14 protein-coding genes are annotated in these 13,132 nt (G+C 45.2%); 5 read left to right on the forward strand and 9 right to left on the reverse strand.

Annotation, left to right across the window (positions count from 1 at the left end):
* Positions 1-5: 5 nt before the first annotated feature.
* From OCU35_RS10180 to OCU35_RS10200, 5 genes are all read right to left on the reverse strand, one after another.
* A complete protein-coding gene (locus tag OCU35_RS10180) occupies positions 6-638 on the reverse strand; it encodes an NADH:ubiquinone reductase (Na(+)-transporting) subunit D (protein WP_017029135.1) in 633 nt (210 codons plus the stop codon).
* Positions 638-1,405: a Na(+)-translocating NADH-quinone reductase subunit C gene (locus OCU35_RS10185; RefSeq protein ID WP_102329712.1), complete on the reverse strand. Its 768-nt coding sequence runs from the start codon at positions 1,403-1,405 to the stop codon at positions 638-640. Before OCU35_RS10185 ends, OCU35_RS10180 begins: the two co-directional genes overlap by 1 nt.
* Positions 1,395-2,636 carry an NADH:ubiquinone reductase (Na(+)-transporting) subunit B gene (locus OCU35_RS10190; protein WP_017029133.1) on the reverse strand — a complete coding sequence of 414 codons (1,242 nt, stop codon included), beginning with the start codon at positions 2,634-2,636 and terminating at the stop codon, positions 1,395-1,397. The genes OCU35_RS10185 and OCU35_RS10190 overlap by 11 nt, the downstream gene beginning before the upstream one ends.
* Positions 2,637-2,639: 3 nt before the next feature.
* Positions 2,640-3,980, reverse strand: a complete 1,341-nt coding sequence (locus tag OCU35_RS10195; protein WP_102360127.1) for a Na(+)-translocating NADH-quinone reductase subunit A — start codon at positions 3,978-3,980, stop codon at positions 2,640-2,642.
* A 337-nt stretch (positions 3,981-4,317) separates the two neighbouring features.
* Positions 4,318-4,620 carry a BolA/IbaG family iron-sulfur metabolism protein gene (locus OCU35_RS10200; RefSeq protein WP_017029131.1) on the reverse strand — a complete coding sequence of 101 codons (303 nt, stop codon included), beginning with the start codon at positions 4,618-4,620 and terminating at the stop codon, positions 4,318-4,320.
* 203 nt (positions 4,621-4,823) lie between these two features.
* Between OCU35_RS10200 and OCU35_RS10205 the strand changes: the two genes are divergently transcribed.
* The 4 genes from OCU35_RS10205 to OCU35_RS10220 all read left to right on the forward strand — a co-directional run bounded on the left by OCU35_RS10205 (position 4,824) and on the right by OCU35_RS10220 (position 8,633).
* Complete coding sequence (locus OCU35_RS10205; protein ID WP_261825306.1) at positions 4,824-5,975, forward strand: methyltransferase; 1,152 nt, start codon at positions 4,824-4,826, stop codon at positions 5,973-5,975.
* Positions 5,976-6,050: 75 nt separating this feature from the next.
* Positions 6,051-6,626, forward strand: coding sequence for a YajG family lipoprotein (locus OCU35_RS10210; protein ID WP_102481079.1), 576 nt, complete (start codon positions 6,051-6,053; stop codon positions 6,624-6,626).
* A complete protein-coding gene (locus OCU35_RS10215; RefSeq protein ID WP_017029128.1) occupies positions 6,623-7,168 on the forward strand; it encodes a peptidylprolyl isomerase in 546 nt (181 codons plus the stop codon). Before OCU35_RS10210 ends, OCU35_RS10215 begins: the two co-directional genes overlap by 4 nt.
* Before the next feature lie 64 nt (positions 7,169-7,232).
* Positions 7,233-8,633 carry an AmpG family muropeptide MFS transporter gene (locus OCU35_RS10220; protein WP_017242527.1) on the forward strand — a complete coding sequence of 467 codons (1,401 nt, stop codon included), beginning with the start codon at positions 7,233-7,235 and terminating at the stop codon, positions 8,631-8,633.
* A gap of 81 nt (positions 8,634-8,714) precedes the next feature.
* Here OCU35_RS10220 and OCU35_RS10225 read toward each other — a convergent pair whose 3' ends face one another.
* Genes OCU35_RS10225 through OCU35_RS10240 form a run of 4 tightly spaced genes read right to left on the reverse strand, consistent with a single transcriptional unit; the run spans position 8,715 to position 11,985 of the window.
* Positions 8,715-9,383 carry a ChrR family anti-sigma-E factor gene (locus OCU35_RS10225; RefSeq protein WP_017029126.1) on the reverse strand — a complete coding sequence of 223 codons (669 nt, stop codon included), beginning with the start codon at positions 9,381-9,383 and terminating at the stop codon, positions 8,715-8,717.
* A complete protein-coding gene (locus OCU35_RS10230; protein WP_065209549.1) occupies positions 9,380-9,967 on the reverse strand; it encodes a sigma-70 family RNA polymerase sigma factor in 588 nt (195 codons plus the stop codon). The genes OCU35_RS10225 and OCU35_RS10230 overlap by 4 nt, the downstream gene beginning before the upstream one ends.
* A 44-nt stretch (positions 9,968-10,011) precedes the next feature.
* Positions 10,012-11,391 carry a DUF4397 domain-containing protein gene (locus OCU35_RS10235; protein ID WP_102335063.1) on the reverse strand — a complete coding sequence of 460 codons (1,380 nt, stop codon included), beginning with the start codon at positions 11,389-11,391 and terminating at the stop codon, positions 10,012-10,014.
* Positions 11,392-11,412: 21 nt separating this feature from the next.
* The gene (locus OCU35_RS10240; RefSeq protein ID WP_102335064.1) at positions 11,413-11,985 is read right to left on the reverse strand and encodes an LON peptidase substrate-binding domain-containing protein; all 573 of its coding nucleotides are present in this window, start codon (positions 11,983-11,985) and stop codon (positions 11,413-11,415) included.
* 290 nt (positions 11,986-12,275) lie between these two features.
* On the opposite strand from OCU35_RS10240, the gene OCU35_RS10245 reads away from it, so the two are divergent.
* Positions 12,276-13,085 carry a nucleoside-specific channel-forming Tsx family protein gene (locus OCU35_RS10245; RefSeq protein WP_261825307.1) on the forward strand — a complete coding sequence of 270 codons (810 nt, stop codon included), beginning with the start codon at positions 12,276-12,278 and terminating at the stop codon, positions 13,083-13,085.
* Positions 13,086-13,132: the final 47 nt, after the last annotated feature.

Here is a 13,132-nt window from a genome sequence, read left to right on the forward strand (position 1 = left end):
TGCTATTACTCCTTCGCTTCTACTTGTTCAGGCTTGAAGATACGGATTGCCCAAATCATAAAGCCAATCAAGAAGAATGCAGACGGTGCAAGTAGGAACATACCGTTAGGCTGGTACCAACCACCGTCAGACACTAGAGGCAGTACTTCCATACCGAACAATTTACCAGAGCCGATAAGCTCACGGAAAAATGCCACGGTAATCAGTACGAAACCATAACCTAGACCATTACCGATACCATCCAGTAGCGATGGTAGTGGTGCAGATTTCATAGCGTATGCTTCTGCACGACCCATTACGATACAGTTAGTAATGATCAAGCCAACGAATACCGATAACTGCTTAGAGATATCGTAAAGGTAAGCTTTCAGGATTTGGTCTACCACGATTACAAGCGATGCGATAATTGCCATCTGAACGATGATACGCACACTGTTTGGAATGTGGTTACGAATAACAGACACGAAGAAGTTAGACAAAGCAGTTACGAAGATTACCGCTAATGTCATAACAAATGCTGTTTCAAGCTTGGTGGTTACCGCAAGCGCAGAACACACACCAAGAACCTGCAAAGCAATTGGGTTGTTATCTAAAACAGGAGCCCAAAGGTTTTGCTTCGCTTCTTTAGATATAGCCATTAGTTCAGCTCTCCTTCGCGTACCTTAGCAAGGAATGGTCCAAAGCCCATGTCGCCTAACCAGAAATCAAAAGTATGTTGTACGCCGTTACCCGTCAGAGTTGCACCAGATAGTCCATCAACACCGTGAATATCACCGGCTGTTGCGCCACCTTTAACAATCTTCAACGCAGGCTTAAAGTTGTCGTCAAACAGTTTCTTACCTTCGAACTGAGCTACCCAATTAGGATTTTCTATCTCGCCACCTAATCCAGGAGTCTCACCTTGCTCGTAATAAGTAATGCCGGAAACCGTGTTGCCGTCCATCTCAACCGCTACAAAAGCGTACATCATCGACCAAAGGCCGTTGCCGTGTACAGGAAGGATAACTTTAGAGTAGCTATCTCCGTCCTTAACAAGGTATACCGTACCTACGTTAGCACGACGAATGATCTTAGCCTTATCATCATCAGCCGCTAAGCGGATTGATTCAGCAGGATCTTTTGCAGCTTTACGTTGGTCGTATGCGCCAGCGTCGCCTTCAACGAACTCACCGGTTTTAAAGTCAACCAGACGAGGTTCAATGAAATCACCAAACAATTCTTGGATAGTACCTTGTTCAGAGATCTGTGCGACTTCTACGATTTTTGTTTGCTTATCCAGTACCGCGTTAGCTTGCTGTTTATCGCGCAGGCCTACTGCCGCGGTAGAAACCACGATAGAGCAGACCAAGCTCAAACCAACAACGACACCTAGCGTTTTCTTAATGCTATCGTTCTTATTTGCCATAGCGTGCTAGTCTCCGCTTAATGTTCTTCTCGATAACAACGTGGTCGAATAATGGAGCGAATAGGTTCGCGAATAGAATCGCCAGCATCATACCCTCTGGGTAAGCTGGGTTAACTACACGAATCAATACACACATTAGACCAATTAGGATACCGTACCACCATTTACCGCTGTTGGTAAAAGAGGCTGAAACAGGGTCTGTCGCCATGAAGAACATACCGAATGCAAAGCCACCAAGAACAAGGTGCCAGTGCCAAGGCATACTAAACATCGCATTGGTATCAGAACCAATTAAGTTAAATAGCGTTGCTGTTGCGATCATACCGATCATAACACCAGCGATAATGCGCCAAGATGCAATTCCCATGTACACGATCATCAGTGCACCTAGCATTAGGAACAAGGTAGAAACCTCACCTATTGAGCCAGGAATGTTACCGATAAATGCGTCCATCCAAGTAATAGTTTGGCCAGTCACATTATGAACTAGGTTAGCGTCGCCACCTTGAGCCCATTGGCTAAGAGCCGTTGCGCCAGAGAAACCATCCGCTGCAGTCCATACTAAGTCACCCGAGATTTGAGCTGGGTAGGCAAAGAATAGGAATGCACGGCCTGCAAGAGCAGGGTTCAGGAAGTTACGTCCAGTACCACCAAAGATCTCTTTCGCTACCACTACACCAAAGGTAATACCTAGTGCAGCCTGCCATAGAGGCAATGTTGGCGGAACAATCAATGCAAATAGGATAGAGGTAACGAAGAAGCCTTCATTCACTTCGTGTTTACGCACGATACAGAATAGAACTTCCCAGAAACCACCTACGATAAATACCGTGGCATAGATAGGTAAGAAGTAGGTTGCACCGAGCAACATCTTACTGCCCCACCCGGCCTCAGCACTTATGGTGCCACCGAGCATCTCTGTTAGCCAGTAGTGCCAGTTGCCTGCCACAATACCTGCCAGTTCAGAACCAGAGTGTAAGAAGGTCAAAGCGCTGATCGCTTGGTTACCCGTGTTGTACATGCCCCAGAACATTGCTGGGAAGACAGCAAACCACACCATGATCATGATACGTTTAAGGTCAACGCTATCACGCACGTGTGCTTTAGTCTTAGTTACCGTACCCGGAGTGTAAAATAGAGTGGCTGCAGCTTCGTAAAGCGGATACCACTTCTCCCACTTACCGTCGGCTTCAAAATGCGGTTCGATGTCTTCAATAAATTTCTTCAACATGACTTAACCTTCCTTCTCTATAGTGTCTAGACACTCTCGAAGTAACTCACCGTATTCATATTTGCCTGAACAAACATAAGTACAAAGAGCAACATCTTCTTCAGATAGCTCTAGAACACCTAAGCGCTGTGCACTGTCTACATCACCAGCACACAAATCGCGCAGAAGCAGTGTCGGCTCGATATCCAATGGCATTACTTTCTCGTAGTTGCCGATTGGAACCATTGCACGCTCACCGCCATTTAGCGATGTAGTTAGGTTGTATAATTGGCCTTTAAATAGGTGACCAAGGAACGAACGAGTAATTGAGAACTTGTTCTTACCTGGCATTGCCCAACCAAATAATTCTTTATCTCTGCCTTCACGAAGCGCAGAAACTTGTTGATGGTAACGACCAAGGTACGCATGAGGACCTGCGGCGTTAGTACCCCAAAGTACAGAACCTGAAATAATGCGCACTTCACCTGGCATCATTTCTTTATCTGCTAACTCTGGAAGAAAAGCACCAACAGTAGTACGAACCAAGCGAGGGTTGTTTACTACAGGGCCTGCCAGCGCAACAACGCGATCTGAATAGATCTCACCGGTTAAGAACAACTTACCGAATGCGATAACGTCTTGGTAAGAGATGCTCCAAGCGACATGCTCTTCATTCACAGGGTAAAGGAAGTGCATATGAGTACCCACTAGACCCGCTGGATGCGGACCAGAGAACACGTGCTCTTCGACATTGCTTTGCTCTGAACGAGGAAGTGAGCCACCGTTTTTACATACGAATACCTTGTCATTGGTCAGCGCTGATAACAGATCTAGACCTGCAACAAATGCTTCAGACTGATCGTTAATGATAACGTCAGGATTTGCCGCCAATGGGTTAGTATCGATTGCTGTAACGAAAATGGCATTAGTCGTAGAGTCGACTGCTGGTACCTTGCTGAACGGACGAGTTCTTAAAGCGGTCCATGAGCCCGAATCAATAAGCTGCTTGCGAATCACATCCGCATCTAGCTTAGCTAGTTCGTTTTGCTCATATTTGTCGAAAGTGATTTGCTCATCACCAGCTATTTCGATAACAACTGATTGCAGCACACGCTTCGCACCACGGTTAACTTGTGTCACCGTACCACTTTGAGGTGCAGTAAATACTACGCCAGGATTCTTTTTGTCAGCAAAAAGAACCTGTCCTTTCTTTACTACGTCCCCTTCGCGAACATGCATTGTTGGACGCATGCCCACGTACTCTTCGCCAAGCAAGGCGACTTTTGAGACGGTATTACCGTCATTAATCACCTGGGTAGGAGCGCCTGAAATAGGAAGGTCCAAACCCTTTTTAATTGTAATCATACGCACTTGCACTATTTTAAGGAAAAAAGACTTTCAAAACACAAGCACATGCATAACGTGCTTGTTCATAACAGATAGGTCAGTTTTTTCTAACATATCCTTGTTAATTACCATACGAATCCGCTAGAGGGATTCCTTCCGGGCCTGCAATTCTAACATCATCAGCCCGACACATTCCATGTTGTGCGATAAGGATTAGCAATAAATTACAAATTTACGTCATCAAGCGCCATAAAACTTGATCTAAAGCACAGCGTAGACGGCGTTTTTATGAGATTGAGGTTAAATTGTGAACAATCAGTAAAAATGTAACAAACAGATCTTTATCGAGTTTTCGTTAGTGTCCCCCACCCATGCAATCCGGAGATTCAGGAATTTGCTGATCCTTCCATTCATCTTTTGTCAGGGTGTGCATTGAAAGCGCATGTACACCACCAGCAAGTTCATCACTGAGTGCTTGATTTACCAATCTATGACGGGCAATCAGTCTTAAATTCTCGAATCTGTCACTCACCACAACAACCTTAAAGTGGCTTTCAGAGCCTTCAGGTACATTGTGTTTGTAGCTCTCGTTAATGACTTGTAGATGGTGCGGAGAGAAGTGATGATCCAATTTCTGCTCAATTAATTGCTGTAGCATGCTGTTTCTCTAAGTTGATACGCTTAAGTATAATGTAAAAGCTCATTTTTTCGCCAATCGCTACATTTTAGTACGAAATGCAGGCGCATTTGGACTTAATCATTTTCTTTATTCTAAATCAGAACAATAAGTTAATTCGCATAAATAGGGCTAATTTGCGACAATAGACATAGTTTAGTATCACTTTTTTAACACTGATAATCATGAAAACCGAGCTTGCACTGCACGACCAACAATTTACCTTACATCGATTTCCTAAACGGGCGAATGAGACCTTTCAAGCTTGGGATGCCGGTGATGAGTACATTATCAATCACTTTGCTGAGAACCCTCTCGTAACGGGCTCTAAGATTCTCATTCTGAACGATAACTTCGGTGCGCTTAGTTGCTGGTTCTCTCGAGACTATGAAGTGTACCTGCAATCAGACTCCCTTATTAGTCAAAAAGGCGCTCTGAAGAACCTGCAACGCAATCAGTGTAATAAGGTCGAATTTCTGCGTTCTACCGACACCATCCCCAAAGATATTGATGCCGTTATCTTGCAGATCCCGAAAAGTAATCGATTCTTGACCTGGCAATTACATCAAATAAGACAGTCTCTGCCTGAAAATACGCCTGTCGTCGCGGTCAACAAGGCGAACGCTATCCATACTTCAACACTAAAATTGTTCGAGCAGCACCTTGGCGAAACATCGACGTCCCTTGCGTGGAAAAAACACCGACTCGTGTTTAGTAAAAACAACGCACCATCAAACAAGGAAGTAGATGCCAAAACCTGCTGGTCTGTGCCTGAACATGACATGCAACTGTGCAATCTTGCCAATGTCTATTCTGGAGAAAGCCTAGATCTGGGCGCTCGCTTTGTGCTCGATCATCTACCTAAGCACTCTCGATATAAGAAGATCATTGACCTAGGTTGCGGTAACGGCGTGCTGTCAATTCAGCTAGGCAGAAACAACCTAGAATCAGAAATCACCAGTGTCGATGAGAGCTTTATGGCGGTAGAGTCAGCGCGCATTAATGTCGAAGCCAATGTCAGCAATCCACAAAGATTCACCTTTGTCGCCAACAACTGCCTTGATGGTTTTGAAGCCAGCAGCCACGACCTGGTTGTATGTAACCCACCCTTCCATCAACAAAATACCGTGACTGACCACATTGCTTGGCAGATGTTCACTGACGCACATAAAGTGCTAGAAGATGGAGGTAAGCTACTAGTGATTGGCAACAGCCATCTAGGGTATCCCGCCAAACTTGGCCGACTGTTTGGACCAAACAAGGTAAAGGTGGTGGCCAACAATAAAAAGTTCACGATTGTTTCTGCTGAGAAAGCGTCAAGAAAATCAATCAAATAGCGCTATTGTTCTGAGGCTTGTGATAGTCTCAGAATTACTCTTTCATTTTTCACTATCTCATTAAGGGAACTATCGATGAAACACTTGCTGATTGTTGCTTTTTCAGCCCTTATCCTGAGCGGCTGTGCTAACCCGACAGATCAACAGCTAAACTTTGCTCCAGCGGCTGACAGTAACCAGATTACGTTGAATGAACAAAAATCTCTGGCGCTGAGCACAACAGACGTGCGAACGGCTCAGTACCTAGCCTTAGTTAAGAAGGGTGCGGATAAAGCGCTACCCATCCATGCTAAGCAAAATGCCCGAATTGCGTTTAACAATGCGATGAAGTCGCTTTTGGAGTCACAAGGTTTTGTTATTTCACTAAGCAGTGAAAATAACGTTGAACTGGAAGTTCAAGAAGCCTTAGTACGCGTTAACTCATCAACATTTAGCAATGAGATGGACGCAAAGGTGACTCTCAAGGTTACCGTCGAAACACCGAGCGGTAAGTTTGTGAAAACCTATACTGGCAGTGCCAAAGCAACCAATTCTATGGGTGCTTCCAATGAGCAAATTGAACTCATCCTCAATCACGTATCTAAACTAGTGTTAAATGAGATTGCGAATGACGTAGAGCTTATCGATTACATGGAGGAGAAATTTCAATGAGCCGATTACTACTATTAATGTGCGCGCTGTTTAGTGCATCTGTTTTTGCGAGCACCAAGGTGGTGTTTGAAACAACACTGGGTAACTTCACTATTCAATTAGATGATGAAAAAGCCCCTGTCACTAGCGCAAATTTTTTACGCTATGTAGAAGATGGTAGCTATGCAGGCACCATTTTTCACCGTGTGATCCCTGGCTTTATGGCACAAGGTGGCGGCTTTGATGAAGAGATGAACCAGATTCAAACCTATGGTCCAATCAAAAATGAAGCCAGCAATGGCTTAAAGAACAAGGTTGCAAGTGTTGCTATGGCGCGCACCAACAACCCTGACTCTGCAACTCGTCAATTTTTCATCAATTATTCAGACAATGCGTTCTTGAACTACTCTTCTTCAAACCCTGGCTATGCGGTTTTTGGCCAAGTCGTTGAAGGCTATGATGTGGTTCAGAAAATGGCCAGCGTTCCGACCAAAAGCTCTGGTTTTATGAAAGATGTCCCTTCCACGCCTATCGTTGTCACAAAAGTGACAATTCAAAAATAGATCTCATCTAGAGTAAACGCAGGGTCTATGGACCCTGCAACTGTATTGGGCAAAAGGAAATAGAATGACGGAAAAAATGTCTTGGCGTGAGACGTTCAAAAGCTACCTCGATAAGCGCCTACTTTGGGTGTTTATGTTGGGCTGCTCTAGCGGTTTCCCTTGGGTGTTAATTGGCTCAAACATGTCTGGCTGGCTAAAAGATGCCGGATTAACTCGCGCAGCCATTGGCTATTTCGGCTCAGTATTTGCCGTGTATGCCATCAACTTTATGTGGGCACCGTTAGTCGACCGCGTTAAATTGCCTCTTTTGCACCGCCTATTAGGCCAACGTCGATCGTGGATCTTTTTATGCCAGGGGATCATGTTGATGTGTACCCTGGCTATTTCCGGCGTTGACCCTGCCAAGAGCCTAATGTTTACCTCCATGTTAGCGCTAGGCATCGCCATCGCGTCTTCTACTCAAGATGTGGCCATCGATGCATACCGAATTGATAGCTTCCCCAAAAGTGAAGCGTCCAAGTTACCTCAAGCGTCAGCAATGGCCGTTGTTGGATGGTGGACGGGATATTCACTACCGGGTTATTTAGCCTTCGTTAATGCTGATAGCATTGGCTGGAACGGTGTATACATGGGGATGACAGCCATTATTGGCATACTCATGCTGTTTACACTGCTTACCAAAGAGCCGCATACCGCTCGAAGTAAACTACAAGCAGAGGCAGAGCAGCGTCATAACAAAGTGGTAGGCTCTCGAGTCGTTGCTTGGTTAAGCGTTACCCTAATTGAACCCTTTGCCGATTTCTTTAGACGCAATGGCGTGCGAGTCGCAATCACTCTTTTACTGTTTGTTTTCTTATTTAAGATTGGTGAAGCCTTCCTTGGTCGAATGTCGATTCCATTCTACAAAGAGATAGGCTTTAGCAACGAACAGATCGGTCATTACTCTAAACTACTTGGCTGGGGAGCGACCATACTCTTTACCATCGTCGGTAGTATGTTCAACGTCAGATTTGGCATTGTACGTGGTCTAATGATTGGCGGTGTAGCCATGGCATCCAGTAACCTGATGTTTGCTTGGATAGCGAAAGCGGGCCCAAGTGAAACCTTGTTCTTAGCCACCATTCTTGTCGATAACTTTACTACGGCATTCTCCACCGTCGCCTTTGTTTCCTTCTTAACGATTTTAACCGGGCAAGCCTTCTCTGCCACGCAATACGCACTACTTGCGTCTTTAGGCAACTTTGGTCGAACGACCCTCGCCTCCTTCAGTGGTGAGTTGGTTGACTATCTCAATGACTGGTCACTGTTCTTTATCATTACTGCCGCCATGGTAATCCCAAGCTTAATCATGCTTTATTCTCTTCGAGGGTATTTTAACGACGTCCTAGAAAAGGCTCGTCTACGCGGTTTGGAAGATGAAAAACAGCACAACCAATCGTTAAAAGAAGAATCAGATTCTGCCTAGCTTTAATGGCTAGACCCTGATCTTGCTTCAATAAAAATGCCACACAGAGTGTGGCATTTTTTGTATCTAGGTTCGTCACCTCTAAGGGTACATTCCTCGACCAAACATATTAAAGATTCGTGCAACACCTTGAGTGAATACCATAGGATCACTCAGAACGGTTAGACATAGACAGTCTTGCCCTTCTTCGGTTCGCGGGGCATGTTTAATAGAAGCATCGGCGACAGTAAAATCACCAGCACTGTATTGTCCCTCTTCGTCACTAAAGCTGCCATGCAGTACCAGTGTCGTCTCAACACCTTTGTGGGTATGTTGAGGGACTTGCACTCCTCCTGTTATGTACAGCAAGCTCACGCGCTCTTGTTCTCCAATGTCAAGGTGCGCGGTATACACTTTGCCACCATAGCTTTTCCAATCACTCAGTCGTGTACTCACGTTTTGCAGCGACTTAGGAAGGAAAAACTGTTTACCATTCACTTCAATTTTTACCGCTGATTTAGGCTTGGTGATGGCGCTCTGTTTGTCTAAAGAGATGATGTCATTAAACATCGCCTCCATCATATTTTGGTCGAAATCAACCTCTGCGTCTTGTTCCATTAAAGATTGGGAAGCTTGAGCCTCAAACTCTTCTATCTTGCTATGACAGTGACTACAGGTCTCTACGTGAGCTGCGAGCGTCAGTCCATTACAAGCATCGATGCTTCCATCCGCATAGGCTTTCAACAACTCGTTACTTGGATGATGTTTCATACTTGATCCGCCCTTATTGTGTCTTTCAACTTCTCTACTGCCAGTCTCAATCTTGATTTAACTGTTCCGAGAGGAATATCAAATTTGTCTGCTACTTCTTGATGAGGTAACTCATCAAGGTATATCGCTTTAACCACTTCTTTCTGCTTCACGGGAAGCGTATCTAGATACCGGACAATCTGCTCTCTTAGCATGTTTCTCTCAGGTGAATACTGGTCAACCAAGTCAGGTGGACAGTAATCATCTGGCCAAATGTCTTCTGAGTGTACATGCAGTTCTCTGCCTTTTTGTTTGCGAAGAAGGTCAAAGCAAAGGTTTCGAGCAATGGTGTATATCCATGTGGATAGTGCACTCTTACTACCGTCAAACAGATGAGATTTTTGCCAAACTGCCGCTAGAGCGTCTTGCACTAGCTCCATTGCTACTTGTTCATTCCCCACATGCTTATAAGCAAACTGCTTTAAGCGAGGGGAGAAATGTTTGAACACCTTAGCAAAGGCGGCCTTATCTCCCTGCTGTACCTTGACCATGCACTCGTTCCACTCTGCCCGAGTCGGGTTTGAGGCTTTGGCTAACGTTTCCATGATTCACCTTTTGAGAGCTAGGGAGGACGAACCTCCCTGATAGATTATTCGGTGATGTCTGCAGCGAGTATGCCACCATTGGTTGCAATCGCCTTGTACACCTTACCGTTTTCTAGTGCCACACCTTCAAGTTGAAGAACAGGTTCTTTACTGCCTACGCCAGTGACTGTCACTACATAGGTACCTTCTGCAACATAAACGTTCTGTACAATATCTGTATACGCAAACCCAGGTAGGGCTGGATCACTATTGGATAAATCCGTTGAATCCGTTAAGTATACGTCAACTGTGGCAGCTGCGGGTAAAGATGCACCGTGCAGCACACTCAAGGTGGCACTGGTCGCGACAGGACGACGATTGTCTTCAATAACAAGCGCATCAATATTCGCTAGATCATTGATGGCATACACGCTGTAGTCTTTACCTTTCTCAAACTCGACGCCTTGCGCATCAATCTGCAGGGTTGTCGGGTCGTCGAAGGCAAATACACCCAAGTCGTATGCTTTGGCTGCTAAGTCTAAGTAACCTGACACCACTGTGAATACCACGTCATTAAGTGCTACCGCGCCATCCACTGAGACATCTACTTCTGGAGCATCAGCAGACAGATGGCCTACACGTACCTGCGCAATCTCGTTGGCATCGTGAATAATAGATGAGCCCGTTCCGTCCATCACCAGTAGCTTCACAGGTGCTGCTGGCATGTCTGTATCCATAGTGTTATTGACGTTTGGAATAGCGGCAATGGTTAGCTCTGCACCCGCAGGCAATGGGACAGTTCCTGAATCAAAAGCCACAGTATCGGTGCCCGCTAGCGCTAAGCGAACCCTGTAATCAGCGGCTGGTACACTCACCACGCCGGTAGAAGCTTTATAGGATAGCGTTGCAAGAGGCGCAGCTGGATTAATGTCATCATCGGGACCTGTGACGTGCACGTCTACTTCAGGTACGCCAGGCGATGCATGCACCACTTGCACATCAACGTTGGTTGCGTCGCCATCACCCGCAGCGTCCCGAGTGATAATGAGTGGTTCTACCGCAAATTCTGAACTTGGGTCTGCGTTACCAATGACCATTACCGTGTATAAAAGGCTTGAATCTAGATTGAGCACGGTATTAGGGATGACGGTTGCTACTTCACCGCCCGGTAACTCAACATCGACCTGAACTGAATTTTCGCCTTCATCTAATGCGATGTACCCAGAAGCGGTAGCATAGTTCACGGCAGACAACGTTTGGCTGTTGTAGGCCGAGCTAGTGCTCGACGCGTCTCCATTAATGGTGACATTAGCCAACGGGGCGTCTGATGAAGCATGTACCGCTTGGACTCGTGTTTGAGCCGCATTATCGTCATCGTCGTCATCACAGCCGACAAGTATTAGTGCCGAGGCTGCTAGCACGGCAGAAAGTGTTTTATTAGACATGATTGTATCTCCGTATTGTACTCATTGGGCTTCAATGGCTTGACTGAGGAATCTCAACGCTTCATCACAATCCGCTTGGGATATGAGGTGCTCAAATTGCTGCTGCTCTATCGGAAGTAGTTCCAACCATCTCTGACTTACCCAAGTTGCATCATCAAAGAAGCAATGTGAGTAGAGATTCTTAATCTCTGGAAACCGCTGATAAACCCTTTGCAATTGATCACTGATGTAAAGATTGTCTCGTGAGAGTTCTCGGCTATCCCAGTTGCTGAGGTTTTCTACCTCTCCGCAACGTAAGCCATCAAACTCACTCCAAACTCTTTTCACCTTGAAGCGACGAGTTCCGACAATAGTTACGCCAAGGAAACCGTCTGAAAGTTGTTCAAAATCAATAATTTCTGCGAGTGTGCCGACACGCGAGATATTGCTAGGAGAAGAAGTACCGGGCTCGCTAATCAAACAAACACCAAAACCTTCTCCCGCCTTACAACAGTCGCTGATCATACGCTTATAGCGAGGTTCAAAGATTCTTAGGTTCATTTTCCCTTCAGGTAAAACGACTGAACTTAAGGGAAACAGTTTGATTACAGACATAAGCCACTCTTCTTTTCTAATCTCCAGAACTGTTACGCAAACGAAAATAGATAGATCAGAAACCCTGCCACATTTTGTTACCTAAAAAGTTCCCTTAGAAATGTCCGTTTGACTGACCTTTGAGCACCCTCTTTGCAGAACTGTGATTAAGATCACCGATCTGAATTGAACTTTTACATTTTGCCACTTCCATTTGCGTGCCAGATCTCTATTATTCGCTTCACGGAAACGGTTGCTATGGAATGGCAAGTTCATTTTTTCGCACAAACATTTTTAGAGTACCCATTATTATGCGTAAATCACTTTTAACTCTTGGCCTACTAGCGGCTACTTCAGCACCTGTAATGGCTGCTGACTACACAGACGGTGACATCCACAAGAACGACTACAAGTGGATGCAATTCAACCTAATGGGTGCTTTCGATGAAAAGCCTGGCAACTCTAGCCACGACTACCTAGAAATGGAATTCGGCGGCCGCTCTGGTATCTTCGATCTTTACGGCTACGTTGATGTTTTCAACCTACTAAGCAACCCAAGCTCTGATAAAGCAGACGCTGATGCAAAAATGTTCATGAAATTTGCACCACGTATGTCTCTTGACGCAATGACTAAGAAAGACCTATCTTTCGGTCCAGTACAAGAGCTTTACATCGCTTCAGAAATCACTTGGGATGGCGTTACTACTAACGTTGCTAAAGGCACTTTTGGTGTTAACCAACAGAAAATCGGTCTTGGTTCTGACGTAATGGTTCCTTGGTTAGGCAAAATTGGTCTTAACCTTTACGGTACTTACGATTCAAACGTAAAAGACTGGAACGGTTACCAAGTGTCTACTAACTGGTTCAAACCATTCTACTTCTTCGACAACGGTTCGTTCATCTCGTACCAAGGTTACATTGACTACCAATTCGGCATGAAAGAAGAGTACTCTTCTGCTAGCAACGGCGGCGCAATGTTCAACGGTATCTACTGGCACTCAGATCGTTACGCAGTAGGTTACGGCCTTAAGCTATACAAAGATGTATACGGTATCAAAGATAGCGATGCATTCGAATCATCAGGCGTAAGTCACTACGTTGCAGTAACTTACAAGTTCTAAGTCGAACTCTAAGTTATACAAAAGGCGCTTTTTAGCGCCTTTTTTGA

It is taken from the genome of Vibrio breoganii, assembly GCF_024346795.1.
Lineage (GTDB): Bacteria > Pseudomonadota > Gammaproteobacteria > Enterobacterales > Vibrionaceae > Vibrio > Vibrio breoganii.